This window comes from Streptomyces sp. NPDC029138, assembly GCF_055564375.1.
The window spans coordinates 22967-49740 of sequence record NZ_JBVHWM010000074.1; the positions used below are offsets into that span (position 1 = coordinate 22967).

At 72.6% G+C, this 26774-nt stretch carries 15 protein-coding genes and 1 pseudogene; 5 read left to right on the top strand and 11 right to left on the bottom strand.

The annotated features are described in order from the left end of the window. Nucleotides 1-646: 646 nt before the first annotated feature. Complete coding sequence (locus ACZ4WH_RS37170) at nt 647-5593, top strand: NAD-glutamate dehydrogenase (RefSeq protein WP_468189283.1); 4947 nt, start codon at nt 647-649, stop codon at nt 5591-5593. A 200-nt stretch (nt 5594-5793) separates the two neighbouring features. Continuing rightward, nucleotides 5794-7236, top strand: coding sequence for a hypothetical protein (locus tag ACZ4WH_RS37175; protein ID WP_468189312.1), 1443 nt, complete (start codon nt 5794-5796; stop codon nt 7234-7236). Between the two features lie 107 nt (nt 7237-7343). Here the strand turns inward: ACZ4WH_RS37175 and ACZ4WH_RS37180 are convergent, their stop codons facing one another. From ACZ4WH_RS37180 to ACZ4WH_RS37195, 4 genes are all read right to left on the bottom strand, one after another. Continuing rightward, nucleotides 7344-9008, bottom strand: coding sequence for a glycosyltransferase family 2 protein (locus ACZ4WH_RS37180; RefSeq protein WP_468189286.1), 1665 nt, complete (start codon nt 9006-9008; stop codon nt 7344-7346). Next, entirely contained in the window at nt 9005-11218 is a 2214-nt protein-coding gene (locus ACZ4WH_RS37185) for a CDP-glycerol glycerophosphotransferase family protein (protein WP_468189289.1), read from the bottom strand. Before ACZ4WH_RS37185 ends, ACZ4WH_RS37180 begins: the two co-directional genes overlap by 4 nt. Before the next feature lie 102 nt (nt 11219-11320). Next, on the bottom strand, nt 11321-12220 hold the full coding sequence (locus ACZ4WH_RS37190; RefSeq protein ID WP_468189291.1) for an ABC transporter ATP-binding protein: 900 nt from the start codon (nt 12218-12220) through the stop codon (nt 11321-11323). Beyond that, on the bottom strand, nt 12213-13127 hold the full coding sequence (locus tag ACZ4WH_RS37195) for an ABC transporter permease (protein ID WP_468189293.1): 915 nt from the start codon (nt 13125-13127) through the stop codon (nt 12213-12215). The genes ACZ4WH_RS37190 and ACZ4WH_RS37195 overlap by 8 nt, the downstream gene beginning before the upstream one ends. Nucleotides 13128-13330: 203 nt before the next feature. Between ACZ4WH_RS37195 and ACZ4WH_RS37200 the strand changes: the two genes are divergently transcribed. Beyond that, nucleotides 13331-13969: a TetR/AcrR family transcriptional regulator gene (locus tag ACZ4WH_RS37200; RefSeq protein WP_468189295.1), complete on the top strand. Its 639-nt coding sequence runs from the start codon at nt 13331-13333 to the stop codon at nt 13967-13969. Between the two features lie 87 nt (nt 13970-14056). Here the strand turns inward: ACZ4WH_RS37200 and galE are convergent, their stop codons facing one another. From galE to ACZ4WH_RS37215, 3 genes are read right to left on the bottom strand one after another with little or no spacing between them, the layout of a single operon-like run. After that, nucleotides 14057-15037 (bottom strand): UDP-glucose 4-epimerase GalE, encoded by a 981-nt coding sequence (gene galE / locus ACZ4WH_RS37205; RefSeq protein WP_468189297.1) that lies wholly within the window; start codon nt 15035-15037, stop codon nt 14057-14059. Between the two features lie 41 nt (nt 15038-15078). Next, on the bottom strand, nt 15079-16725 hold the full coding sequence (locus tag ACZ4WH_RS37210) for a glycosyltransferase family 2 protein (RefSeq protein WP_468189314.1): 1647 nt from the start codon (nt 16723-16725) through the stop codon (nt 15079-15081). Nucleotides 16726-16769: 44 nt separating this feature from the next. Beyond that, nucleotides 16770-18041, bottom strand: coding sequence for a glycosyltransferase 87 family protein (locus ACZ4WH_RS37215; protein WP_468189299.1), 1272 nt, complete (start codon nt 18039-18041; stop codon nt 16770-16772). A gap of 225 nt (nt 18042-18266) precedes the next feature. Between ACZ4WH_RS37215 and ACZ4WH_RS37220 the strand changes: the two genes are divergently transcribed. Further along, a complete protein-coding gene (locus ACZ4WH_RS37220) occupies nt 18267-19751 on the top strand; it encodes a glycosyltransferase family 39 protein (RefSeq protein ID WP_468189301.1) in 1485 nt (494 codons plus the stop codon). On the opposite strand, the gene ACZ4WH_RS37225 is transcribed toward ACZ4WH_RS37220, so the two are convergent. Then, nucleotides 19699-20190: a MarR family winged helix-turn-helix transcriptional regulator gene (locus tag ACZ4WH_RS37225; RefSeq protein ID WP_468189303.1), complete on the bottom strand. Its 492-nt coding sequence runs from the start codon at nt 20188-20190 to the stop codon at nt 19699-19701. The genes ACZ4WH_RS37220 and ACZ4WH_RS37225 overlap by 53 nt on opposite strands. A 74-nt stretch (nt 20191-20264) precedes the next feature. Here ACZ4WH_RS37225 and ACZ4WH_RS37230 point away from each other — a divergent pair, with 74 nt between their 5' ends. Further along, the gene (locus tag ACZ4WH_RS37230) at nt 20265-20678 is read left to right on the top strand and encodes an organic hydroperoxide resistance protein (protein WP_468189304.1); all 414 of its coding nucleotides are present in this window, start codon (nt 20265-20267) and stop codon (nt 20676-20678) included. A gap of 59 nt (nt 20679-20737) precedes the next feature. Here ACZ4WH_RS37230 and ACZ4WH_RS37235 read toward each other — a convergent pair whose 3' ends face one another. The 3 genes and pseudogenes from ACZ4WH_RS37235 to ACZ4WH_RS37245 form a co-directional block, all read right to left on the bottom strand. Beyond that, nucleotides 20738-22939 carry a bifunctional glycosyltransferase/CDP-glycerol:glycerophosphate glycerophosphotransferase gene (locus tag ACZ4WH_RS37235; protein ID WP_468189306.1) on the bottom strand — a complete coding sequence of 734 codons (2202 nt, stop codon included), beginning with the start codon at nt 22937-22939 and terminating at the stop codon, nt 20738-20740. Nucleotides 22940-22945: 6 nt separating this feature from the next. Beyond that, nucleotides 22946-25147: a bifunctional glycosyltransferase/CDP-glycerol:glycerophosphate glycerophosphotransferase gene (locus ACZ4WH_RS37240; protein ID WP_468189308.1), complete on the bottom strand. Its 2202-nt coding sequence runs from the start codon at nt 25145-25147 to the stop codon at nt 22946-22948. 125 nt (nt 25148-25272) lie between these two features. Next, nucleotides 25273-26670: pseudogene (locus tag ACZ4WH_RS37245) on the bottom strand (CDP-glycerol glycerophosphotransferase family protein); the annotation flags it as partial. Nucleotides 26671-26774 lie beyond the last annotated feature (104 nt).

Consider the following 26774-nt stretch of genomic DNA (forward strand, 5'->3'; position numbering starts at 1 on the left):
TTGCCAAGAGGGCCCCGCGTTTTTCAGGGTGCGACCGCGTACGCGGGGGCGCGACCGGGTGACCGGGAATCGGGCACCGGTGGCCGGAATCGGTGATCCCGACGGTGCTCCGGGACCGGTGAACCCCGACGGCCCCCCGAAGCCGGCGACCCGCGACAACCACCCAGGACCGGCCACCCGGAACCAGCCATCGGATACGTCACCCGCCCGCACCACGCCGCTGTGCAGAACGTCAAACTTCGACCCTCGGTTTTGTACACATACGGCTCATGACGGGCCCGGGGTAAGTGGGGATAGCCTTGTGGCGTGATCAGCGCGATATCTCGCGGGGGCGATCCTGCTCCTGCCCTGCGCCCGGGTTGCACGGAACACCTCCGTGACCGGGCGGCGGTCGCTGGTCTTCGCGGGCGGGACGGGGGCGCGGACGCCCCCAGGACGCCGAGGACGGCCCGGGACACGGCGATGCCGAGAGCAGCGTCACAGTCGACGGACGTGCCGAGAATGGCCGAATACCCCCCGCTCATCTCACCTCGCGGCATAGCGTCGGATCGGACCGGACACCCCGGGCCGTGGCGTCGAGCCGGAGGGAAAGAGACCGTACTTCCTTCTACGTCACGCAACGGCGCGCGACAGGAGCCAGAGGACAATGCAGACCAAGCTGGACGAAGCCAAGGCCGAGCTGCTCGAACGGGCTGCCCGGGTAGCTGAGAACAGCCCGGTCGGGGGGCACCTACCGACCGGGACGACGAGCGAGGGCACCCCCGGCACCCCGGACAGCGAATCCGTGCTCGCGTTCCTCCAGCGCTACTACCTGCACACCGCCCCGGAAGACCTCGCCGACCGCGACCCGGTCGACGTCTTCGGCGCCGCGGTCTCGCACTACCGTCTCGCCGAGACCCGCCCCCAGGGCACCGCGAACGTCCGGGTGCACACCCCGACCGTGGAGGAGAACGGGTGGACCTGTAGCCACACCGTCGTGGAGGTCGTCACCGACGACATGCCCTTCCTCGTGGACTCGGTCACCAATGAGCTGACCCGCCAGGGGCGGGGCATCCACGTCGTGATCCACCCGCAGTTCGTCGTGCGGCGCGATCTGACCGGCAAGCTGATCGAGGTGCTGTCGAACCAGTCCACGGAGTTCCTCGGCGACCTCCCGCACGACGCGCACGTCGAGTCCTGGATCCATGTCGAGATCGACCGGGAGACCGACCGGGCCGACCTGAAGCAGATCACCGCCGACCTGCTGCGCGTGCTGTCCGACGTCCGCGAGGCCGTCGAGGACTGGGAGAAGATGCGGGACGCGGCGACCCGGCTCGCCGACAGCCTGCAGAGCGAGCCCGTCCCCGCCGACCTGCCCCGGCCCGAGGCCGAGGAGGCCCGCGAGCTGCTGCACTGGCTGGCCGACGACCACTTCACCTTCCTCGGCTACCGCGAGTACCAGCTGCGCGACGACGACACGCTCGCCGCCGTGCCCGGCACCGGTCTCGGCATACTGCGCTCGGACCCGCACCACGCCGAGGACGACCAGCACCCGGTCAGCCCCTCCTTCGAGCGGCTCCCGGCCGACGCCCGCGCCAAGGCCCGCGAGCACAAGCTGCTCGTGCTGACGAAGGCCAACAGCCGGGCCACCGTGCACCGGCCGTCGTACCTGGACTACATCGGCGTCAAGAAGTTCGACGCGGACGGCAACGTCGTCGGTGAGCGGCGCTTCCTCGGCCTGTTCTCCTCCGCCGCGTACACCGAGTCCGTGCGCCGCGTCCCGGTCATCCGCCGCAAGGTGGAGGAGGTGCTGGAGCGCGCCGGGTTCTCGCCCAACAGCCACGACGGCCGCGACCTGCTCCAGATCCTGGAGACGTACCCGCGTGACGAGCTGTTCCAGACGCCCGCCGCGGAACTCCAGCCCATCGCCACGAGCGTGCTCTACCTCCAGGAGCGCCGCCGGCTGCGGCTGTACCTGCGCCAGGACGAGTACGGCCGCTACTACTCGGCCCTCGTCTACCTCCCGCGCGACCGCTACACCACCGGCGTGCGCCTGCGGATCATCGACATCCTCAAGGAGGAGCTGGGCGGCACCAGCGTCGACTTCACCGCCTGGAACACCGAGTCGATCCTCTCCCGGCTGCACTTCGTCGTCCGTGTCCCGCCGGGCACCGAGCTGCCCGAGCTGTCGGACGCCGACAAGGACCGCATCGAGGCCCGCCTGGTCGAGGCGGCCCGCTCCTGGGCGGACGCGTTCGCCGAGGCGCTGACCGCCGAGTGCGGCGAGGAGCGCGCGGCCGAGGTGCTGCGCCGCTACAACAACGCCTTCCCCGAGGGCTACAAGGCCGACCACACCCCGCGCGCCGCCGTCTCCGACCTGGTCCACCTGGAGCAGCTCAGCGACGACAAGAAGTTCAGCCTGAGCCTGTACGAGCCGGTGGGCGCCGGGCCGGAGGAGCGCCGGTTCAAGATCTACCAGAAGGGCGGCACGGTCTCCCTCTCCAAGGTGCTGCCGGTGCTCAGCCGCCTCGGCGTCGAGGTCACCGACGAGCGGCCGTACGAGCTGCGCTGCGCGGACCGCACCACCGCCTGGATCTACGACTTCGGTCTGCGCATGCCGAAGGCGGCGGGCGGCGGGGAGTACCTCGGCGACGACGCCCGCGAGCGCTTCCAGGAGGCGTTCGCCGCGACCTGGACCGGCCAGGCCGAGAACGACGGCTTCAACGCGCTGGTGCTGAGCGCGGGGCTGACCTGGCGGCAGGCGATGGTGCTGCGGGCCTACGCCAAGTACCTGCGGCAGGCCGGTTCGACCTTCTCGCAGGACTACATGGAGGACACCCTCCGCAACAACGTCCACACCACCCGGCTGCTCGTCTCCCTGTTCGAGGCGCGGATGTCCCCGGAACGGCAGCAGGCCGGCCTGGAGATCACCGACGCCCTGCTGGAGGAGCTGGACGCGGCCCTGGAGCAGGTGGCCAGCCTGGACGAGGACCGTATCCTGCGGTCGTTCCTGACCGTCATCAAGGCGACCCTGCGCACGAACTTCTTCCAGGGGACGCTCGGCGGCCGGCCGCACGACTACGTCTCCATGAAGTTCGACCCGCAGGCCATCCCGGACCTGCCGGCGCCGCGCCCGGCGTACGAGATCTGGGTGTACTCGCCGCGCGTCGAAGGTGTCCACCTGCGCTTCGGCAAGGTCGCCCGAGGCGGTCTGCGCTGGTCCGACCGGCGTGAGGACTTCCGTACCGAGATTCTCGGCCTGGTCAAGGCGCAGATGGTGAAGAACACCGTCATCGTGCCGGTCGGTGCCAAGGGCGGCTTCGTCGCCAAGCAGCTGCCGGACCCGAGCGTGGACCGCGACGCGTGGCTCGCCGAGGGCATCGCCAGCTACAAGACGTTCATCTCGGCGCTGCTCGACATCACCGACAACATGGTGGCCGGCGAGGTCGTGCCGCCGCGGGACGTGGTCCGGCACGACGGCGACGACACCTACCTGGTGGTCGCCGCCGACAAGGGCACCGCGACCTTCTCGGACATCGCCAACGAGGTCGCGAACACCTACAACTTCTGGCTCGGCGACGCCTTCGCCTCCGGCGGCTCGGCCGGTTACGACCACAAGGGCATGGGCATCACCGCGCGCGGCGCCTGGGAGTCCGTGAAGCGGCACTTCCGCGAGCTGGGCGTGGACACGCAGAGCGAGGACTTCACGGTCGTCGGCATCGGTGACATGTCCGGTGACGTGTTCGGCAACGGCATGCTGCTGTCCGAGCACATCCGCCTGGTCGCCGCCTTCGACCACCGGCACATCTTCATCGACCCCGACCCGGACGCGGCCGTCTCCTACGCCGAGCGCCGCCGCCTGTTCGAGCTGCCCCGCTCCAGCTGGGCCGACTACAACACCGAGCTGCTGTCGGCGGGCGGCGGGATCTTCCCGCGCACGGCCAAGTCGATCCCGCTCAACAGCCACATCCGCGAGGCCCTCGGCATCGAGGGCAAGGTCACCAAGATGACCCCGGCCGACCTGATGAAGACGATCCTCACGGCGCCGGTGGACCTGCTGTGGAACGGCGGCATCGGCACGTACGTGAAGGCGTCGTCGGAGTCCAACGGGGACGTCGGCGACAAGGCCAACGACGCCATCCGCGTCGACGGCAAGGACCTCAGGGTCAAGGTCGTCGGCGAGGGCGGCAACCTGGGCCTGACCCAGCTCGGCCGGATCGAGTTCGCCCTGCACGGCGGCAAGATCAACACCGACGCGATCGACAACAGCGCCGGCGTGGACACCTCCGACCACGAGGTGAACATCAAGATCCTGCTGAACGGCCTGGTCGCGGACGGCGACATGACCGTCAAGCAGCGCAACAAGCTGCTCGCCGAGATGACCGACGAGGTCGGCGCGCTGGTCCTGCGCAACAACTACGCGCAGAACACCGCCCTGGCCAACGCCCTCTTCCAGGCCAAGGACATGCTCCACGCCCAGCAGCGGTTCATCCGCCACCTGGTGCGCGAGGGCCACCTGGACCGGGCGCTGGAGTTCCTGCCCACCGACCGGCAGATCCGCGAGCGCCTCGCCCAGGGCCAGGGCCTGACCAGCCCGGAGACGGCCGTCGTGCTGGCGTACACGAAGATCACGGTCGCGGAGGAGCTGCTGCACACCTCGCTGCCGGACGACCCGTACCTGCGGGGCCTGCTGCACGCGTACTTCCCGTCGGCCCTGCGCGAGCGGTTCGCCGACGCCATCGACAGCCACCCGCTGCGCCGCGAGATCACCACGACCGTGCTGGTCAACGACACGGTCAACACGGGCGGTACGACGTATCTGCACCGGCTGCGCGAGGAGACCGGCGCCTCCCTGGAGGAGATCGTCCGCGCCCAGACCGCGGCCCGCGCGATCTTCTGCTCGGCGCCGGTGTGGGACGCGGTCGAGGCCCTGGACAACAGGGTCGACGCGGCCGTCCAGACCCGCATCCGGCTGCACTCGCGCCGCCTGGTCGAGCGCGGCACCCGCTGGCTGCTCAACAACCGGCCGCAGCCGCTCCAGCTCGCCGAGACGGTCGAGTTCTTCGCCGAGCGGGTCGAGCGGGTCTGGCAGGAGCTGCCGAAGCTGCTGCGCGGCGCGGACGCGGAGTGGTACCAGCACGTGTACGACGAGCTGTCCGCGGCCGGCGTCCCGGACGAACTCGCCACCCGCGTGGCCGGCTTCTCCTCCGCCTTCCCGGCGCTCGACATCGTGTCGGTGGCCGACCGCATGGGCAAGGAGCCGCTGGACGTCGCCGAGGTCTACTACGACCTCGCCGACCGGCTCAACATCACCCAGCTCATGGACCGCATCATCGAGCTGCCGCGCGCCGACCGCTGGCAGTCCATGGCCCGCGCCTCCATCCGTGAGGACCTGTACGCGGCGCACGCGGCCCTCACCGCGGACATCCTCGCGGTGGGCAACGGCACCTCGACGCCGGAGCAGCGGTTCAAGGCGTGGGAGCAGAAGAACAGCGCGATCCTGGGCCGCGCCCGCACCACGCTGGACGAGATCCGCAGTTCGGACTCGTTCGATCTCGCCAACCTGTCGGTGGCGATGCGCACGATGCGGACGCTGCTGCGGACGCACTCGTAGCCGTACGGCAGGAAAGGGCGTCCCGGGCACCGTCTGCCCGGGGCGCCCCTCTTCTTGCCCGCCTCTCGCCCTGAACGTGCCGCGAAATTACCTTTTCCTGCTCTTCGCGGGGCTTCGGATAGGGTCGGCGTGTGCACACCGCGCCGTCTGACACCGAACAGGTGAGCCGTACGGCACCACGGGGCGGCCCCGCGTCGCGCATGGGCCGTGAGCTGCCGCGGGTCGCCGCCGCGCTCGTCGTGGTGCTGATGTGCTGGGTCGTCGTCCGCCTGCCGTGGGCGGGTGACCTCGGCATGCACGCGGCAACGATCCAGCGCCTCCGGCACAGCCTGCCGCACCCCGGCAACCCGCTGGTCGACGCCGACACGCCGAGCCCGTACTACTCGCCCTGGATGCTGCTGCTCGGCACCGTCGCCAAGCTGACGGGCCTGTCGGTCTTCGTGGTCCTGCGCCTGGCCGCGCTCGCCGGGCTGGGCCTGCTGGTGACGGGCGTCCGGCGCTACGTCCGCACCCTCAGCGACCATCGCGCCGCCCCCGCGCTGGCATTCCTGAGCCTGCTGCTCCTCTGGGGCCCGCTGCTGTTCAACTGGAGCGGCTTCCTCGGGCTGAACTCCCTCGCGCTGACGGTGTCGTACCCCAGCGTGTTCGCGCTCGGACTCACCTTCCACTTCTGGGCCTGGCTGACGCGGGTGGTGCGCGGGGAGGCGGCGTGGGGGGTGTGGCTGGGGCTGGGGGCGCTGTGGGCGGTGATCCTGCTGTGTCACCAGTTCACGGGCGTGGTGGCCTCGTTGGGCGGGCTGGCGACGGTGCTCGCGGCGCGCCCGGCGCGTGGAGCGCTGCTCCGGCTGGGCGCCGGGCTGCTCCTGGGGCTGCTGGTGCTGTGGGTCTGGCCGTACTACGACTTCTTCGCGCTGTTCTCCGCCGGCGCGGATCTGGAGGCCATCCACCGGCCGCTGTACGAGGACCTGGCCGGGCGGTTCGGGCTCGTGCTGCTCGGGGTGGCGGCGCTGGGGTTCCGCCGGCGCCGCGACCACCGCGACCCGCTGGTCCTCTTCTTCCTGTTCGGTGCGCTGATGTTCGCGGCGGGGGGCCTGACCGGCCACTACTCCTGGGGCCGCGCCCTGCCCGCCGCGCTGATCCCGGCGCAGCTCGCGGCGGCGCTGGAGGCGGTGTCGGCGGGGCGGGCCGTGGTGCGCAGGGCGTGGGCGTGCGTGCTGCTCGCCGCGCTGGCGGTGGGGGCGTGGACGCAGGCCGGGACGCTCGGGTACGTGGTGCCGCGGGGCGCGCTGCCCGGGGTGGTCGCGGAGAAGTACCGGACGCCGTGGGTGGGGTATCAGTGGATCATGCGGGCGGGGGTGCGGTACGGGGACGTGGTGATGGCACGTACGTTTCCGGCTCGGCAGATCCCCGCGTACGGTCCGTACACCGTGGCGCCGGGGTATCCGGACGTGTTCCTTCGGGATGCGGGGCGGAGGGAGGCGGCGGTGGAGCGGTACTTCTCGACGGCGGCGGGTGCTGAGGAGCGGCGGGGGATTCTGCGGGAGTACGGGGTGAAGTGGGTCGTGGGGGGCGCCGGCGCACCGTGGCTCCGCAGGACGGCCGTGGGCCCGGGAGGCCAGACCCTGTACCGAGTGGTGCTCTGAGCCGCAGCGGCGTAAGCGCCCCGAAGGGGCGCGGGGAACTGCGCGAGCTGCCACGACGGGCCCGCAGTTGACCACGCGCCTACACGCCAACGGCGCTGAAACCCCCGTTACTTCAGCACACTCGCCACCAGCCGCGCAGCGCTCCGGACTCGGGGTCGGGCCAGGCGGCGGATGGTGGGGCGGGTGATGCGGGCCGTCACCCCCACCGGACGCCAGCGGAACTGTAGACGGCCGGGATTGCGGCCTTCCGGTTCGATGGTGAGTTCGTGGGGGGCCGCCCCGGAGTGGTAGGCGATGCGGGCCGTGCGGGTCGGGAAGTCCAGCGGAGCCAGCAGCAGGCCCGAGTTGGACAGGCCCTGTTGGTCCAGGCGGACCAAGGGATGCCGTACGCCCTGGAAGCCGTGGAGCGGGACCGGCGCGGACGCGAGGTCGAGACGGACCGTGCCCTCGAAGACGCCGGGACGGACCGGGTCCAGGCGGAAGGGGATCGTCATGCGGCGCCGGCCGGGCGTCAGGAGCAGGGACGCGCGCTGGGGGCCCACGGGGAGGCGCAGACCGGGGTCGTACGTGCGGATCGCCAGGGTCAGGGTCGCCCCGGCGCCCGGCGTCAGCTCCGTGATCTCGTGGCGGAACTGAGCGGTCGGGAACGGCCGCGTGTCCAACTCCAGCTCCGCCATGTCCAGTTCACGGCGTGCGCGCTCCGTCGACGGCACGGTGTCCCCCCAGTACGGGACCCCCGTACCGTCGGTCGTCACCTGCCGTGGCGCCACCGCGTGCCCCAGCCCGCGCGCCGCCAGCCGGGCCTCGGCCGGCCTGCCGTCCCGCAGCAGCTCCAGCACCACCCGCTCGGCGCGCGGCAGTCGGCCGTACGCCTCGGGGGAGAGCGTGTCCAGGTACGGGTTCATGATCTCGGTGAAGGACGTCAGCCACTCCTCGTCCCGGTACGGGAGGTCGCCGGCGTACATCCGGAAGTCGTGCTTGAGGAACTTGTAGTCCTTGTCCTCCCGCAGCCCCGCGTGCCCGCTGCTCACCAGAAACTCGTCGATCAGCCGCTGGACGTGCACGCGGTCGCTGACGTTGGAGATCTTGTGCCGCTGGTTGGAGATGGAGGCGGAGGACGCGTCCGCGAACGGCTCGATGTACCAGACGTACACCGGGTCCGGGATGATCGTGAACGCCTTCGCCAGGCAGTACGCCTGTGCCGAGAACAGCTGGTCCTCGTAGTGGATGCCCTCGGGGAAGCGGAGCTGGTGGCGGTCGAGGAAGGCGCGTGCGTACATCTTGCTCGTCGACAGGTGCTCGAAGAGAAGACGGGGGTCCGCCTCGATGCCCTCCAGCGTGCGGCGCTCGGCGACCAGGTGCGGCATCCAGGTCGAGCGGCGGCCGTTGTCCACCCGGACCCGGCGGACCGCGCCCATGGTGAAGTCGACGTCCCGCTCGCGGTGCGCGGCGAGCAGCGACTCGACGGCGCGGGGCGGGAGTTCGTCGTCGCTGTCGAGGAACATCAGGTACGGCGCCCGGGCGATCTCGATGGCCCGGTTGCGCGGGGCGCTGCATCCGCCGCTGTTCTCCGGCAGCCGGATGTAGCGGATGCGGTGGTCCTGGGCCGCCAACTCCCGGGCCACCGTGGGCGTCTCGTCCGTCGAGTGGTCGTCGCTGATGACGATCTCGATGTTCGCGTGGGTCTGCGCGCGCAGCGAGGCGACCGCGCGGGGGAGGCGGGCCGCGTCGTTGTAGACGATGACCGTGACCGTGACGTCGGGGCGGGTCATGCCGTGGCCTCCTCGGGCGTCGGGGCGGGGGTGCGGTCCTCGATGGGCAGCACCGGTGGCAGCGCGTCCTCCGGTTCGTCCAGGAACACCCGGCGTACGACCCGTTCGGCGGCGCGCCCGTCGTCGTACTCGCAGAACCGGCGCCGGAACGCGGCCCGCGCCTTGGCCGCGCTGTCGTCGCGCCAGGCGCCGGAGACGAAGATCTCGGCGAGATCCTCCTGGGTGCGGGCGACCTGGCCGGGGTGCTCGGCCATCAGGTCGAAGTAGACGCCGCGGGTGGTCCGGTACGTCTCCCAGTCGTCGGCGTAGACCACGATCGGGCGGTCCAGGTTGGCGTAGTCGAACATGATCGACGAGTAGTCCGTGACCAGCGCGTCGGCGGCCAGGCACAGCTCCTCGACGGGGTCGTAGGAGGAGACGTCGATGATCCGGCCGGAGCGGCGCAGGCCGGTCAGCGGGGAGGCGGCGCCGCCGTAGAAGTAGTGGGCGCGGACGAGGAGCACGGTGTTGTCGCCGAGCCGGTCGGCGAGGGCGGCGAGGTCGAGGCGGGGGGTGAAGCCGGCCTCGTAGTCGCGGTGGGTGGGGGCGTAGAGGACGGCGGTTCTGCCGGGCGCGATGCCGAGGCGGTCGCGGGCGGCGCGGACGTCGGCGGCGGTGGCCGTGTAGAAGACGTCGTTGCGCGGATAGCCGTAGTCCAGGGACGTGTAGCGCGACGGGTAGGCGCGCTCCCACATGCGGGTGGAGTGGCTGTTGGCGCTGACGCTGTAGTCCCACTTGTCGATCCGGGCCAGCAGGGCGGCGAAGTCCAGGCCCTTGGCGGCGGCCGGGTGGTCCATCTGGTCGAGGCCCATGCGCTTGAGCGGGGTGCCGTGGTGGGTCTGGAGGTGCACGGCGTCCGGGCGTTTGACCACCGCGTTGGGGAAGTTGACGTTGTTCGTCAGGTACTTGGCGGTGGCCAGGGTCTCCCAGTAGCGGCGGGTGCCGGGGATCACGTGGTCGGTGCCGGGCGGCAGCAGGGCCGCGTTCTGCTTGTTCACCACCCACACGGGGTGGATGTGCGGGGCGAGTTCGGCGAGCTTCGCGGCGATCGCGGCCGGGTTGCAGGCCACCCCGCGTTCCCAGTAGGCCGCGAACACGGCGAGGTCCGGGTCCACCGGGCGGCTCAGGGCGCGCTGGTACTGGTGGTCGCGGACCTTGGCGCTCAGCCGCCGCTTGCGGGTGCGTACGGCCTTGCGGGCGGCGCGGCGGCTGCGGTTGGCGGCCTGGAACGCGCGGTACCTGGTGTACGCGCCCTCCTCCAGCAGCGCGTGCCGTACGCCCTCCAGGCCCGCCGGGCGGCGGTGGCCCTCGGGGCGCCAGCGGACCGCGGCCACGGAGGCGCGGCGGAAGAACTCGCGGGCCACCGGGTCGGGCAGGTCCTCACGGGCGAAGGTGCGCACCAGGTCGCGCACCATCAGGTCGTACAGCACCGTGCGGGCGGCGCGGCGGTCCTTGGTGAGCGGGAGCAGGGCCTCGTAGCGGTCGATGAGCCGGAGCCGGTCCTCGGGGGCGCGCGGCGGCAGGCTCTCGGGGCGCAGCACGCGGTGCTCGTACGCCGTCTGGTTGAGGCAGGCGACCCGGCCGGCGTGCAGCAGGGCCGCGTGGGCGGCGCGCGGCTCGTCGTCGGTGTTCAGCCGCTCCTCGTGAGCCCGCCAGAACGCGGCGCGCAGGGCGCGGTTGCCGAGGAGCGGGGTGAGCCGCAGCAGGTCGGCGGCCTCGTCCAGGGGTCGGCCCGCCCGGCCGACGGCGGCGAGGTGGCGGCCGTCGCGGGAGGGCCGGGCGGCGGTCTGCCAGGTGGTGGTGACGTGGTCGAAGAGGAGGACGTCGACAGGGTCCGAGGAGGTGGTGGCGGCGTCCAGTTCGGCGGTCCGCTCGGCGATCAGGCGGGGCGCGCCGGCCGGCAGGCCGTCCTTGGCGTGGACGAAGTGCAGCCAGCGGCCGGACGCGCGGGCGGCGCCGGCCGCCCGGGCCGCCGGGTCACCGGTGCCGTCCGGCAGCGGGACGACGATCGTCTCGGGGGCGTGGCGCTCGGCCGTCTCCAGGGCCCAGTCGCCGACGGCGGCGACGATCACCTCGGCGTCGGTGAGGGGATGGGCCGCCAAGGAGTCCAGTAGGTCGGTCAGATGCCCCTGTGCGTTCGGCCCGTAGACGATCACGCTCAACTGGGGCATCGCAATGGACTCCTTCGACTCGTCGTCTCCCGGCGCACCCTTCATAACATACTGTCATTAAACGGATGAAAGGGATAACTGCGGTTGGCGTAAGGGCTGGGCTCAGGAAGGAAGACCGACTTTCGGCGCGTCCGGTTGCGGTGTGTCCGCTTTTGTGGCATCCGGCTTCGCCTTTGTGGCATCCGCCTTCGGTGCGGGCTTCTTCGGAGCCGGTTTCTTGTCGCCGGTGAACGCCTCGTACTCCTTCATGACCTCCTCGGTCGGCCCGTCCATGCGCAGTTCGCCGCGCTCCAGCCACAACACCCGCTCGCAGGTGTCACGGATCGACTTGTTGTTGTGGCTGACCAGGAAGACCGTGCCCGCGTGCTGCCGCAGCTCGCGGATCCGCGCCTCGGAGCGCTTCTGGAAGGAGCGGTCGCCGGTGGCCAGTGCCTCGTCGATCAGCAGGACGTCGTGGTCCTTGGCGGCGGCGATGGAGAAGCGGAGCCGGGCGGCCATGCCGGAGGAGTACGTGCGCATCGGCAGGGTGATGAAGTCGCCCTTCTCGTTGATCCCCGAGAAGTCCACGATGTCCTGGTAGCGCTCCTTGATCTGCTCCCGGGCCATGCCCATGGCGAGTCCGCCGAGGAAGACGTTCCGCTCGCCGGTGAGGTCGTTCATCAGGGCCGCGTTCACGCCCAGCAGGGAGGGCTGGCCGTCGGTGTAGATGCGTCCGTTCTCCACCGGGAGCAGGCCCGCGACCGCCTTCAGCAGGGTCGACTTCCCGGAGCCGTTCGTCCCGATGAGCCCGATCGCCTCACCCTTGTAGGCGACGAACGACACCTTCTTCACCGCGTGCACCTTGCGCACACCGGCCGCCTTCTCGGTCTGCTTGCGGCGCAGGATCCGGTTGAGGGCGGCGGTGGCGGAGCCCCGGCCGGCGCCGGTGCCGTTCACCCGGTAGACGATGTCGACGCGGTCGGCGACGACGGTGGGGACCTTCTCTTCGCTGCGCTCAGCCACGACCGTACGTCTCCTCAGCCTTCCAGAAGTAGATGAAACCGCCGATGCCCGCGGCCAGGGCCCAGCCGATCGCCGCCGCCCACACGTGCGGGGGCAGCTGGCTCGCGTGGAAGCTGTCGATCAGCGCGAACCGCATGAGGTCGATGTAGACGGCGGCCGGGTTGATCTCCAGCAGGACGGTGACGACGCGCGGCAGGTCGTCCTTCTGGGCCAGCTTGTCGATGCTCCACATCACGCCGGACACGTACATCCACGTGCGCAGCACGAACGGCATCAGCTGCGCGATGTCCGGGGTCTTGGCGCCCATCCGCGCCATGATCATCGACACCCCGGCGTTGAACGTGAACTGGAGCACCAGGGCCGGGAGGGCCAGCACCCAGGAGACGGTGACCGGCACCCCGAAGCAGAGCAGGATGACGACGAGCGCGGCCATCGAGAACAGCAGCTGCTGGAGCTGCTGGAGGCAGAAGGAGATCGGCAGGGCGGCGCGCGGGAAGTGCAGGGCGCGCACCAGGCCGAGGTTGCCGGAGATCGCGCGGGTGCCCGCCATGATCGAGCTCTGCGTGAACGTCCAGATGAACACGCCCGTGACCAGGAACGGGATGTAGTCGGGCACGCCGTGCTTGGTGCCGAGCAGCACGCCGAAGATGAAGTAGTAGACCGCCGCGTTCAGCAGCGGGGTCATGACCTGCCAGACCTGGCCGAGCTTCGCCTGGCTGTACTGCGCGGTGAGCTTGGCGGTGGAGAAGGCGGTGATGAAGTGACGGCGGGCCCACAGCTGGCGGACGTACTCCGGCAGGGAGGGGCGGGCGCCGCTGACCGACAGGCCGTGCCGGGCGGCCAGCGCCGCGAGATCGTCGTCTGCCGGGGCCTGGGTGGGGGGCGGTGTGTGGAGGACCTGGCTCACATCCGCTGCTTTCGCTCGGGGGAGGGGGTGCTGCGCCCGACTTTCGCCGGGATCGCCGTGTCCGTGCCCGTCGTCCGGCGTTTCCTTACGCTTCTCTTCACGTTCTCTTACGTCGGGACGGGACCGTATCGTCGCAACGCGAGATTAGGCCCAACGGACGTCGGAACGCAACCGTTTCGTCGTAACGCCCTATGCTGTGGGGTATGACGACGAACGCCGCCGAGTCCGCCGACGAGCCGCCGGCGCGTCCGCGCCGCCGGGCGCCCGCCGGGGCGGCCGTGCTCCGGGAGGACGTGACCGAGGCGATCCGCGCGGCCGTCTTCGAGGAACTGGCGGCCGCCGGCTACGCGCGCATGTCCATCGAGGGGATCGCCCGGCGGGCCGGGGTCGGCAAGACGGCGGTGTACCGGCGGTGGCGTTCGAAGCTCCACCTGGTCCTGGACGTCGTCTCGGCGATGGCGGTGACCGGGTTCCCGGTGCCCGACACCGGCTCCCTGGAGGGTGACCTGCGGGTCCTGTACGAGGTCACGTCCCGTGCGCTGCGCCATCCGGTCGCGTCCCAGATCATCCCCGACCTCCAGGCCGAGGCGGCCCGCAACCCCGAGATCGCGGAGGCCTTCCAGAAGGCGCTGCGGGACGGGCAGGAAGGGGTGGCGAGCAGGATCGTGGCGGCGGCGGAAAGGCGGGGCGAGGTCCGTACCGGTGTCGATCCCGACCTGGCCCTGGACCTGATCTCCGGGCCGCTGTACTGGCGCTCGGTGGTGATCCGGTCGCCGAAGCTGCCGAAGGGGTACCTGGAGAAACTGGCACGGGCCACGGCGGGCGCGCTGAAGGCGCTGTGAGGTGCCCCGAAGGGGCGAGGGGAACCGCGCGAGCAGCCACGGCGGGGCCGCGACCGGGTGACGGCCCCGGCCCCGACGGCGGGTTCCCTACGACCGAGCCGCCTCCGGATGCCGCCGTACCCAGCCCTCCCACGCCGACGTGATCATGTCCTGGACGTCGTACTTGGCCCGCCAGCCCAGTTCCGTGGCGATGCGGGTGGCGGAGGCCACCACGCGCGCGGGGTCACCGGGGCGGCGCGGGGTGACGGTCGGGGGACGGTCGTAGCCGGTGACCGCGTTGACGCGGTCGATCATCTCGCGGACGGAGACGCCCTCGCCCCGGCCGATGTTCAGGGTCAGGTCGGCACCGGGCGCGGAGCGCAGCGCGCGGGCGACGGTCACATGCGCCTCGGCCAGGTCGACCACGTGGATGTAGTCGCGGACGCACGTGCCGTCGGGCGTCGGATAGTCGTCGCCGAAGATGCGCGGCGCCGCGCCCTCCGTGAGCTGCTCGAAGACCATCGGGATCAGGTTGGACACGCCGGTGTCGGCCAGCTCGGGCCCGGCCGCGCCCGCCACGTTGAAGTAGCGCAGCGACGCCGTGGCGAGGCCGGTCGCCCGTCCCGTGGCGCGGACCAGCCACTCGCCGGCCAGCTTCGTCTCGCCGTAGGGGGACAACGGACGGCAGGGGGTCTCCTCCGTCACCAGGTCGGCGTCGGGCATGCCGTACACGGCCGCCGAGGAGGAGAAGAGGAACGACGGGACCTGCGCCGCCGTCACCGCTTCCAGCAGCACGCGCAGGCCCTCGACGTTCTCCCGGTAGTAGTGCAGCGGCCGGTCCACCGACTCGCCCACCTGCTTCTTCGCCGCCAGATGGACGACCCCGGTGATCTCGTGCTCGGCGAGCGCGCGGGCCAGCCGGTCCGCGTCCAGGACCGAGCCGCGCACCAGCGGCACCTCGTCCGGTACGCGCGCGGCGATCCCCGTGGAAAGGTCGTCGTAGACGACCGCGCGTTCGCCCGCCTCGGTCATCGCCCGTACGACGTGCGCCCCGATGTATCCGGCGCCGCCGGTGATCAGCCAGGTCATGTGCGGCCATCTCCTCATCGGTTCGTCGGTCGGCCCGTGTCTCAGTGAAGCAGGCGGCGCAGCCGGCCGCGGACCACGGCCAGCACGCCGTGGAGCCCGGTCGCCACCCGCAGGGCCAGTGCGCCGGAGTGCGTGGCGTACGGCTGTGCCAGGAGTACGCCGTGCAGGGCGCTCGGCACGGCGCGCCGGCGCAGGCGCCCCGCGCCCGTGAGGGCGTGCGCCGTGACCTCGCGCCGGGTGCCGTCCGGGAAGCGGAGGGTCAGACGCAGATCCCAGGTGCCCGAGCCGAGCCCCGCCAGGTCGACGGGCATCTCGGCGGACCAGCTGTCCGGGCCGGAGGGCGTGAGCGCCACCGTCGCGCGCCCGCGTGTGCGGTCGTCCTCGCGCGCGTGCCACTCCATGTCCACCTCGGGCGGGCCCGCCTCGGCGACCTTTCCGTACAGCTCGTGCAGCCGCAGGCGCAGCAGCGAGGCACGCGCGCGGGGGCGCAGTTCCGCGTCGACCGCGAGCGGGAGCGTGGCGACGGGCCGGGTCAGGAGGGGGGTCAGGGAGACCTGGGGGAGGTCGGCGGACCAGACCGGGTCGCCTTCGGGGGTGCGCGCGTACGGCGGGAGCAGGCGAGCCGGGCGGGCGGCGAGTTCGCGCAGGCGGGGCAGGTCGCGCGGCTCGGGGGAGGCCATGACGACCCGCGCGAGGAGACGGCCGGGGGCGGCGGGGTTCAGCTCCCAGTCGGGCGCGTCGTAGCGCGCGAGGTACGCCCGGGTGCGCGTCCACCACGCGCGCTGGTAGTGCGCGTCGCGCAACCCCAGCTCGCGCGCGTACATGCGCACCTCGTGATCGAGGAACTTGGCGCGTGCCGCCCGCGCCAGCTCCTTCTGCCCGGCGCCCAGCAGGACGTCGTACGCCAGCGCGCACGCCTCGACGCGCGCCGTCCAGTTCTCGATGCGCTCCCGGTCCAGCGAGAGCGACAGCCGCTCGGCCGACCGGCGCACCTGCCACACGTACACCCGGTCCGGTACCAGCGCGACGCGCGGGCTCGCGGCCAGCACGCGCGCGGTGAAGACGAAGTCCTCGTAGAGGAAGCGGCCCTCGGGGAAGCGGATGCCGTGCTCGCGCAGGAAGTCGGTGCGGTACAGCTTGTTGACGCACAGTGTGTCGTGGACCAGCCGGGGGCGCTGCGAGGGGCGCGCGAGGACGGTGTGCGCCGTGTAGAGGGGCGCCTGCCACGGCTGTTCGCGCCCCGACGGCAGCTCCCGGCGCACGCACAGACCGCTCGCGACCTCGGCGCGCGCCTCCGCTGCCGCCGCCAGCAGCGCGTCCACCGCACCGGGCGGCAGCACGTCGTCGCTGTCCAGGAACATCACGTACGGCGCCGTCGCCGCGTCGATCCCGGTGTTGCGCGGGCTCCCGCAGCCGCCGCTGTTCACGCTCCGGCGCACCACCCGCAGCCGTGGCTCACCGGCGGCCAGCCGGGCGAGCAGCCCGTCGCTGCCGTCCGTGGAGCAGTCGTCCACGGCGATCACCTCGGCGACGGCGGGACCCTGCGCCAGCGCGGAGCGCACGGCCTCGCCCACATGGGCGCGGTCGTTGTAGCCGATGACGACCACGGCGACCTGAGCCGCCGGCACCGAGGGCGGTCCAGGTGCCGGCGCCGGTGCCGGGTGCGGGTCTCGCGGTTCTGGGTGCATGGAGTCCACGGGCCGGGAGCGTAGAAAATTTCGGTAATACCCCGTTAAGAGGCGCTTAGTGCTCGCTCCGGAAGACGGTCGGAACCGGGCCGGGGTTGCGTCCTCGGCACGGACTTTTCGGCGTACGGCCGCGCGGCCCGCCACAGCCGTACGAACGACAGCACGGCGGCGGCCGCCAGCAGCCCGTTCCGGGCCAGCATCAGCAGGCACCCGGCCCAACTGCCGTCGATCACCTCGCGGTAGTACATCGGGAACGCCACCGTGCTCAGCGCGGACGCCACCAGGATCAGCACCGCCACCGGCCGCTGGCTGGTGTGCCGCGAGGTCAGGCACACGGCGGCCAGCCCGATAAGCCAGATCATGTACTGCGGGCTGATGACCCGGCTGGTGACCGTGAACAGCAGCACCGCGCTCAGCGCCGCGTCGTACGGCGTCGCCTCGCTCCAGCGCCGCGCCCGCACCCGCCACAGCACCAGCAGCCCGAACGAGAGCGCCGTCAGCGTCAGCGAGGCGGTGGCCACGGCGTGCACATGGGGGCCGACCATCTCCATCGCGCCGTACTGGTAGCGGGTCCGGCCCGGCCAGCCGGCGTGCCGGGCCAGATTGAGCGCCGTACCGCCGAGCGACTCGATCTGCACGCCCCGGCCGCCCTGCTCCCGCAGGAAGGACAGCGGATGCGTGAAGAAGGTCGCGAGCACGGCCAGGCACGCGACCCCGGCCCACGCCCCCCACGCCCACGCCCTGCGCGTCGGCCGCCCCCTGGGCGTGCCCAGCAGCACCAGCGCCGGCCACACCTTCACCACCGCGCCCAGCGCCCCGAACACACCGCCCGCGCGCGGGGAGCGCGCCGACGCCAGCAGGGACAGCACGGCCAGAGCGGTGACCTGGACGTCGTACCGGGCGAGCGGCATGTGCAGCAGCAGCGGCAGACCGCCGGTCCACAGGGCCGCGCCGAGCAGGCTGCGCCCGGGCCGGGTGCCCGCGCGGAGCAGCGCCGCCACGGTCAGCGCGTCCACGGCCAGCGTGAGCACCACGAACGCCTCGAAGTACGTCAGGCCCGGCAGCAGGCCCGGCGCCAGCAGCACCGCGCCCGCGCCCGGCGGGTACTGCCACAGCGTGTCGTGCACCGGGAAGGAACCGTGCGCGAGGACGCCGTACCAGTGGAAGTACAGCCGCCACACCTCACGGCTCACCGAACCGCCGCCAAGCAGCCGGGCGCCGCCGTGGACGAGCAGCCACAGCATCAGGGCGCGGGTGGTGAGCCACAGGACGGCGAGGGCGAGGACCGGGCCGGGGGTGACACGGAGACGGTTCATCACATGGGAGCCTAAGCGGTGCGGATGGTGTATTCATGCTGATACGCCGTCAAGGACCGCAAATATTGGCTAATCGCAAGAGATCGGGCCATGGTGAACGTCGGGCTTCCTGCGAAACCGCAGTCGCGTCGGGCGGCTGGAACGACCACGGGCGTACCGACAGGTGCAACGAGCCACCCCCCGCACGGGGCACCCGGGACCGCACCGCTCCACCGGGCCGTCGTCGTGTGCCTGCCCGCGCTGCTGATGCTCGCGCTCGGGCTCTGGGGGCTGGACCGGGGCGGCATGTGGCGCGACGAGGCCGTCAGCTTCCAGGTCGGACGCCGTACGGTGCCGCGGATCTGGCTCCTGCTGCACGACGTGGACGCGGTGCACGGCCTGTACTACCTGCTGCTGCGGCCCGTCCTCGCCGTCCACCCCGGAGAGGTCGCCCTCCGGCTGCCGTCGGTGTGCGCTGCGGCCGTCACGGCGGGCCTGGTGGCCGCCCTCGGCGCCCGGCTGGTCCGGCCGCGCGTCGGCCTGTGGGCCGGGCTGCTCTACGCCGTCGCGCCGATGGCCGGCCACTACGCGCAGGAGGGCCGCTCGTACGCCCTGGTCGCGGCCGGCGCCACCGGGGCGACCCTGCTGTTCGTCCGGGCGGTGCCGTGCGGGTCCTGGTGGCCGTACGGCGCGGTCCTCGGACTCACCTGCTGGCTCCACGAGTTCGCGGTGCTGCTGCTCCTCGCCCACGCGGTGTCGCTGGCGCTGGCACGGGTCGGGGCGCGGGTGTGGCTGGCGTGGGGGAGTGCGGCGACGGCGGTCGTAGTCGCGCTGGTGCCGATGGTGGTGGTGTCGCGGGGTCAGTCGGCGCAGGTGGCCTGGTTGCGGACGCCTACGGCGGATACGGCGGAAAGGTTGCTGCGGAGGTTTCTGGGGCCGACGGACGAAGTGTTCTGGGTGTGTCTCGCGTTGGCGGTGGTGGGGCTGGTGGGGTTGGTGGGGCGCCGGGGGGAACTGACGTCCGCGGGAGTGGCGTTGCCTGTGGTGGTGGTGCCGCCGGTGGTGCTGATGCTGGCGTCGCAGTTCTCGCCGCTGTACGTCGACCGGTACGTGCTGTACGCGCTGTCCGGGGCGCCGTTGCTGGTGGCGTCGGGGGCGGAGTGGGTGGCGGGAGCGCTGGTCAGGCGTCCGCTCCCGCGGTTCCCCCACGTCACCCTCACCGGCGTCCTGGTCATCGCCCTCTCCCTCCTCCACCAGTTCCCTCTCCTCCAGAAGGACCGTGACCCGGGGAGCCGGCCGGATGATCTCGCCGCCGTCTCCCGCGCTGTCGCGCGCAAGGTGGAGCCCGGCGATCCCGTGCTGTTCCTGCCGGCGTCGGCGCGGAACGTGGCGCTCACGTATCCGGGGGCGTTCCGGGGCGTCCGGGACGTGGCGCTGGTGGCGGGGGCGGCCGAGTCCGGGACGTTGTACGGGCGGGAGGCCGGGCCCGCGGAGCTGCGCCGCAGGCTGGCGTCGGTGGACCGGGTCTGGGTCGTCGCGGACCGGAGGCTGCTCGCCGGCCGCTGGGTCCCCCGCGACCCGGCCGAGCGGGCGAAGGCCGACGCGCTGGGGCGGGAGTTCCTCGCCCAGGACGAAGCCGTTCGGGGCGGTGTGACGGTTCGGCTGTACGTCCGCCCGGTCAGCCCGCTGCTCGCGCCTCCGCCTCCGCCGCCGCGTCCAGGGCCGTCGTGAGCCGGTCCAGGCGGGCGTGCAGGTCGACGATCTCGGCCAGGTCGAAGCCGGTCGCCGACATGATCCGGCGGGGCACCTCCAGGGCCCGCTCGCGCAGTGCAGCCCCCTCCTCGGTGAGGTGGACGAGGACCGATCGCTCGTCCTCCGTGCTGCGCTCGCGCCGCACCAGACCGGCCCCCTCCAGCCGCTTGACCAGCGGGGATAGCGTGCCGGAGTCGAGCCGCAGCTGTTCGCCGAGCTTCTTGACCGGCAGGTCGCCCTCTTCCCAGAGCACCAGCATCACCAGGTACTGGGGGTAGGTGAGCCCGAGGTCCTTGAGGATCACGCGGTAGACGCTGTTGAAGGCGCGCGACGCCGCGTGCAGCGAGAAGCAGATCTGGCGGTCCAGGCGCAGCCACTCCGTGTCGGTCATGACTCCAGGATAGCTCTTGCGGCCCATTCAGTTGTGCGCAACTTAATTGTGTGCTCTACTTGTGGTCACAACGAACCGCACACCCGAGAGGGATGGTCTTCATGGACGCGCTCTACACCGCTGTCGCCACCGCCACGCACGGCCGCGAGGGCCGCGCCGTCTCCTCCGACGGCAAGATCGACCTCGCCCTGGCCATGCCGGTGGAGCTGGGCGGCAACGGCCAGGGCACCAACCCGGAGCAGCTCTTCGCCGCCGGGTACGCCGCCTGCTTCGGCAGCGCCCTCGGGCTCGTCGGGCGCCAGGCGAAGGTCGACGTCAGCGACGCCGCCGTGACCGCCGAGGTCGGCATAGGCAAGCAGGGCGAGGGCTTCGGGCTGAAGGTGACCCTGCGCGTCGAGCTGCCCGACACCGTGGACCAGGAGACCGGCCGCAAGCTGATCGAGAGCGCCCACCAGGTCTGCCCGTACTCCAACGCCACCCGCGGCAACATCGACGTCGACCTGGTCGTCGAGTAGGCACCGTGCGCGCCCGAGGGGGCCGGTCCCGACCGGGGCCGGCCCCCTCGGCGTCCGCGCTACGCCGGCGTCAGCGCGTCCGGGGCCGCCGCCTGGCCCGGAATCCATGGCCCCGGACCGGGCATCCGCTCGCCCAGCAGCAGGGTCCGCACGACCCGTTCGGCGGCCCGCCCGTCCTCGTACGCACAGAACCGGGCCCGGAAGTCCGCGCGCAGCCGCGCCGACTCCTCGTCCCGCCACCCGCCCGAGGCGAACAGCCAGGCCAGCTCCCGGTAGGAGTGCGCGACATGGCCCGGCGGCTCGGCGGTGATGTCGAGATACGCGCCCCGGCTCGCCGTGAACGCGGCCCAGTCGTCGGCGTGCACCACGATCGGCCGGTCCAGGTTGGCGTAGTCGAACATCACGGACGAGTAGTCGGTGACCAGCGCGTCCGCCGCCAGCAGCACGTCCGACAGCCGTGGTTCGTCGGTCGCGTCCACGACGATCCCGCGCCGCGCCAGCTCCGTGAGGCCCATGCCGCGCGCGGGACCGTTCGCCAGCGACGGGTGCAGCCGGACCACGAGCGTGTGCCCCTCGCCGAGGTCGGCCGCGAACCGGGCCAGGTCGATCCGCTCCACGTACCCGCTGCGGCGGTAGTCCCGGCGGGTCGGCGCGTACAGCACGACCGTGTGGTCCGCCGGGATGCCGTGCCGCTCCCGGAAGTCGGTGGGCCCGCCGTTCACCAGCACGTCGTTGCGCGGGCTGCCGGTGCGCACCGAGGTGAAGTGGCAGGGGTAGGCCCGCTCCCACACCAGCTCGGAGTGGCGGTTGGCGACCAGGCTGTAGTCCCAGCGGTCGGCCCGGCGCAGCATCTGCGGCACGTCGAAGCCGAGCCGGGCGCCCGGCTTGTCCAGCAGGTCGGCGCCCAGGTACTTCAGCGGGGTGCCCTGATGGGTGTGGATGTACACGCTGCCGGGGCGCTTGGCCAGGGTGCCGGGCCAGTTGACGTCGTTGACGAAGAACTTCGCGCGCGCGGTCACCTCCAGGTAGCGCCGGGAGCCGACGATCACGTGCTCGACGTCGGCCGGCAGCCGCGCGGCCGTCTCCGCGTCCCGCACCACCCACACGCCGCGCAGCTGCGGGGCGATCTCCCGGGCGGCGGCGTGGACGGCCGCCGGGTCACCGAGCAGGCCCCCGTGCGAGGACGCCGAGTAGACCACCAGACGCGGATCGAGCGGCCGGCGGGCGTGCAGGGCCGTCCACCCGGTGCGGGCCCGCGCGGCGGCGGCCCGGCGCGCCCGGTCCGCCCGCCGGGCCGCCTCCCGCCCGGCCCGCGCCGCCTGCCGCTTGACCCGGTACCCGGTCCAGGAACCGGTCAGCACGCCGACCTCGCCGGCCGGCAGGGCGCCCTCGGGCCGGTGCCGGCGGAACATCTCCGCCGTACGCCGGAAGAACTCGGCCTTGTCGGCGGGCGGCAGCCGGTCCGGCTTGGCCAGGATGTCCAGGCAGTGCTCGCCCATCTTGCGGTGCAGATACGGCCGCCAGGCAGCCAGCTCCGGCCGCTCGGCCACGAACGCGAAGACCCGCTCGTACTGGTCGTGGATGTCGAAGTGCTTGCGGCTCGTGGTGGACAGGATGTTGCCCTGGCGGCGCTGCCGGTAGTTCAGGCAGATCCGGTCCAGGGCGGCGATCCGGCGGGCGCTGAGCATGACCGGGAAGGTCCAGGGGGTGTCCTCGTAGTAGCCCGGAGGGAACTCGAAGCCGTTCTCCGTGACGAACGCGCGCCGGTAGACCTTGTTCCAGACCACCATCAGCAGGTCGAGGATCTGCGGATACTCCGAGACGGCGAACGTGTCGGGCGCCTCGGCCAGGACGTGCGCGAGGACGTTGCGCCGGGTGCCGCCCCACCAGTAGGTGCGGGCGTAGTCGAAGACGAGCACGTCCGGGTCGGCGGCCTCGGTGAGCCGGTCGGCGACGGCCCGCAGCGCGCCCGGGGTGAGGGTGTCGTCGCTGTCCAGGAAGAGCAGGTAGTCACCGGTGGCGTGCGGCATCCCCGCGTTGCGGGCCCGGCCCAGGCCCACGTTCTCCGGCAGGTGCAGCACCTTCACGCGCGGGTCGCGGTCGGCGTACTCGTCCAGGATCGCGCCGCAGCCGTCCGGGGAGCAGTCGTCCACGGCGATCAGCTCGAAGTCGCCGAAGGACTGCCCGAGCACCGAGTCCAGGCACTCGCGCAGAAAGCCCTGCACCTTGAAACAGGGCACGATCACACTGAAGCGGGGCACGGCGGGTCAGCTCCTCACGAGGGTCGCGGCGGCGGGGGCGGGGATGCGTTCCGCGAGCGGGATCACGGCCGGGACCGCCTCCGGCGGCTCGCCGAGCAGCACCCGCCGGACGACCCGCTCGGCGGCCCGCCCGTCGTCGAACTGGCAGAACCGCTCCCGGAACGCGGCCCGCAGCGCCCCGGCCTCCGGGCCCGCGTACGAACCGTCGCGGAAGACGGCGGCCAGCTCCTCGGGGGTCCGGGCTACCAGCCCGGGCGGCTCGGCCATCAGGTCGAAGTAGACGCCCCGGGTCTCCTGGTAGACGTCCCAGTCGTCGGCGTAGACGACGATCGGCCGGTCCAGGTTGGCGTAGTCGAACATGATGGACGAGTAGTCGGTGACCAGCGCGTCCGCGGCCAGGCACACGTCCTCGGCGGAGCGGTGGGCGGTGACGTCGATGATCCGGTCCGAGCCCCGGGCGCTGCCCCGGTCGTAGAAGTAGTGGGCGCGCAGCAGCACGACGACGTCCTCGCCGGCCGCCGCGCAGAACGCCTCCAGGTCCAGGCCGGGCTCGAAACCGGTGTGGTGGTCGCGGTGGGTCGGCGCGTACAGCACGGCCGTCCTGCCCTCCGGCACCCCCAGCTCCCGCCGGACGCGGGCCACATCCCGCGCGGTCGCCGTGTAGTAGACGTCGTTGCGCGGATAGCCGTACTCCAGGTGCTCATAGGAGCCGGGGAAGGCGCGCTCCCACATCTGGGTGGAGTGGCGGTTGGACGACAGGTTGAAGTCCCAGCGGTCGACCCGGCCCAGCAGCTTGGCGAAGCTGCCGGACTGCGCGGCCACCACCGGGTACGTCGACTGGTCCACGCCCATCGTCTTCAGCGGGGTGCCGTGCTGGGTCTGCACGTGCACACTGCCCGGCCGTTTGACGACGCCCTCGGCGAAGTTGGCGTTGTTGACCAGGTACTTGGCGCGGGCCAGCACCTCCCAGTAGCGCCGGGAGCCGATCACCGCGTACTCGACGTCCCGTGGCACGGCGTGCTCCTGGCCGGCCTCCACCAGGAACACCGAGCGGATGTGCGGGGCGAGTTCGCGGGCCTTGGCGTGGATCGCGGCCGGGTTGCAGGCGTAACCGCGTCCCCAGTAGGCGCAGTACACCGCGAGGTTCTCATCGAGCGGGCGGCGCAGGTCGCGGGCGTAGCGCAGCCGGGTGCGCAGCATGTGCGGGCGGGGCAGCCGGCCGGTGGCGCCGCCGGCCGTTCGGTTGGCGCCGCGCAGGGCGCGGAACGCGGTGTACGCGCCCGCCGCCAGCAGCCGGTGCTGCACGCCCAGGCTGCCGTCCGGCACCCGGTGGCCGGCCGGCCGGTGCCGCCGGTAGAGGCGGGCCGCGCGGCGGAAGAACGCCCGGCGCCCGGAGAGCAGCCGCTCCGGCCGGGACGCCGTCTTCAGCACCACGGCGAACAACTGGTCGAACAGCGGCCCGGTCCGCTCGGCCGGCAGGGCGTGCTCGGCCGCCCGCGTCAGCACCCGCTCCACCTGGTCCAGCAGGGTGTGCTGGTGCGGCCCGGGCAGATTGAGCCGACTGCCCTGGCGGCGCAACCGGTGCCGTACGACCGTCCGGCGCAGCACCGCGATCCGCTCGGCGGCGACGGTCACCAGCCCGCCCCAGCCGAGGTCGGTGAAGTGGCCGTCCGGGAAGACGAGTTCCCGCTCGGCGAGGAAGGCCCGGCGGTAGACCGCGCTCCACGCGGGCAGCTGGACACCGGTCAGCGCGGGCCGGTCGGCGGGGGCGAAGGCGCCCTTCGGGGCCCCCGCGAGCAGCGGCGCGGCCGGGTTCGTCGACTCGCCCTCCCACCACGGGGCGCGCTCGTGCTCGGCGTACATCACGTCCACGCCGGCGGTCTCGGTCAGCCGGGCGTCCAGCGCCGCGAGCGCGCCCGGCAGCAGCAGGTCGTCGCCGTCCAGGAACAGCAGATACGTGCCGGTCGCCGCCCTGATCCCGGCATTGCGCGCCCCGCTCAGCCCGGCGGACGGCGGCGAGTGCACGGGGGTCACCCGGGAGTCCCGCCCGGCGTACCCGGCGGCGACCTCGGCGGCCGGGGCGTCGGGGGCGTCACAGACCGGGATCAGCTGGAGGTCGCCGAAGGACTGGCCGAGGACCGAGTCCAGCGCCTGGGACAGCCGGCCGGCGACCCCGTGGGACGGGACGATGATGCTGAAGCGGGGCATTCTGTTCTTTCTGTCGTCTTGCGGACGCGGCCGGGCCGTCCCGCCGGACGCCAGGTGGACGGCCGGCTCGGGGTGGGCCGCGTCGAGCCGAGGGGCATGGGAACTCCCGGAAGGACCAACGCCGTTCAGCGGCTCTCGGTGACGGGGAGGGGGCCGGAAGGTTGCGGGACGGTGGCCAGCGGGGAGCGCGCGCAGGACGGCGGTGCCGGGGTGCGGTCCGCGAGCGGCACCGCCTGCGGCGGCTCCGTCTCGCCCAGTACCACCCGCCGTACCACCCGCTCGGCGGCCCGCCCGTCGTCCCACGGGCAGAACCGCTCCCGGAACGCCGTCCGCAGCTGCGCCGAGCGCGAGCCGCGCCAGTGCCCGGAGGCGAAGATGTCGATCAGCTCGTCCTCGCTGCGCGCCACCGCCCCCGGCGGGAACTCCCGCAGGTCGAAGTAGGCACCACGGCACGCCTCGTACGCCGCCCAGTCCTCGGTGTGCACCACGATCGGCCGGTCCAGGCCCGCGTAGTCGAACATGACGGGCGCGTAGTCGGTGAGCAGCGCGTCCGAGGCGAGACACAGTTCCGCCAGGTCCGGATGGCCGGAGACGTCGATGATCCGGGTGCCCTGGACGGGGACATGGGTGCGGGCGAGGACCACGAAGCGCGGGCCCAGGCGGCGCAGGACCCGCTCCAGGTCCAGCAGCGGGAGCTGGGTGCGACGGTGGTCGCGGTACGCGGGCGCGTACAGGATCGCGACCGCGCCCTCCGGGACGCCCAGTGACGCCCGCAGCCGGGCCACGTCCGCCGCGGTCGCCCGCTGGAGGACGTCGTTGCGGGGCAGTCCGTACTCCAGTGTGGCGTAGCCGCCCGGCAGGACCCGCTCGAAGGTCAGGGTGGCGTGCCGGTTGCCGGACAGGACGTAGTCCCACTGGTCGACCTCCCGCAGCAGCTCCGCGAAGTCCAGGCCGCGGGCCGCCGCCGGGCGCTCCAGCAGATCCAGGCCCGTGTGTCCGAGCGGGGTGCCCTCCAGGGCCCGCACGACGACCTGCCCGGGCCGCTTGCGCAGCCGCCGCTCGAAGCGGGCGTCGCTGACCAGGTAGCGGGAGCGGGCCAGCGCCGTCCAGTAGGCGGCCGTGCCGGGCGTCAGCCGGCGCGGGCCCTGCGGCACCGCGCGCCCGGGCCGGGCGACCCACGCCGTGCGCAGCCGTGGGGCGTGCGCGCGGAACGCCTCCTCCAGCGCGGCCGGATCGCCGTACCCCTCCTGGGCGGCGAACACCGCGCGGTCGGACCGCAGCGGCAGCCGCAGCTGGATGCCGTAGTGCACGCGGAGCGCGCCGGCGCGCAGCGTGCGGGCGAGCTTCACCGCGCTCCTCAGCACGCGCCGGCGGGCGGCGGCGGCCAGCCGGAGCGCCCGGAACGTGCGGTGCAGCCCGAAGCGGATCAGGCCGTGCCGCAGCCGCGGACGCGCCCCCGGCACGCGGTAGCGGCGGTAGTGGGCGCGGGCCCGGCGCAGGAACTCGCCGTGGGGGGGGGGGGGGGGGGGGGGGCGTGGGGGGGGGGGGGGGGGGTGGGGGGGGGGGGGTGGGGGGGGGGGGGGGGGGAGGAGAAACAGGGGGGGAGGGGGGGGTTTGGGGGGGAAGG

Coding starts and splice junctions, on each gene's coding strand:
- ACZ4WH_RS37170 (WP_468189283.1), top strand. CDS start 647: ATGCAGACCAAGCTGGACGAAGCCAAGGCCGAGCTGCTCGAACGGGCT.
- ACZ4WH_RS37175 (WP_468189312.1), top strand. CDS start 5,794: ATGGGCCGTGAGCTGCCGCGGGTCGCCGCCGCGCTCGTCGTGGTGCTG.
- ACZ4WH_RS37180 (WP_468189286.1), bottom strand. CDS start 9,008: ATGACCCGCCCCGACGTCACGGTCACGGTCATCGTCTACAACGACGCG.
- ACZ4WH_RS37185 (WP_468189289.1), bottom strand. CDS start 11,218: ATGCCCCAGTTGAGCGTGATCGTCTACGGGCCGAACGCACAGGGGCAT.
- ACZ4WH_RS37200 (WP_468189295.1), top strand. CDS start 13,331: ATGACGACGAACGCCGCCGAGTCCGCCGACGAGCCGCCGGCGCGTCCG.
- galE (WP_468189297.1), bottom strand. CDS start 15,037: ATGACCTGGCTGATCACCGGCGGCGCCGGATACATCGGGGCGCACGTC.
- ACZ4WH_RS37210 (WP_468189314.1), bottom strand. CDS start 16,725: ATGCACCCAGAACCGCGAGACCCGCACCCGGCACCGGCGCCGGCACCT.
- ACZ4WH_RS37215 (WP_468189299.1), bottom strand. CDS start 18,041: ATGAACCGTCTCCGTGTCACCCCCGGCCCGGTCCTCGCCCTCGCCGTC.
- ACZ4WH_RS37225 (WP_468189303.1), bottom strand. CDS start 20,190: ATGGGCCGCAAGAGCTATCCTGGAGTCATGACCGACACGGAGTGGCTG.
- ACZ4WH_RS37230 (WP_468189304.1), top strand. CDS start 20,265: ATGGACGCGCTCTACACCGCTGTCGCCACCGCCACGCACGGCCGCGAG.
- ACZ4WH_RS37240 (WP_468189308.1), bottom strand. CDS start 25,147: ATGCCCCGCTTCAGCATCATCGTCCCGTCCCACGGGGTCGCCGGCCGG.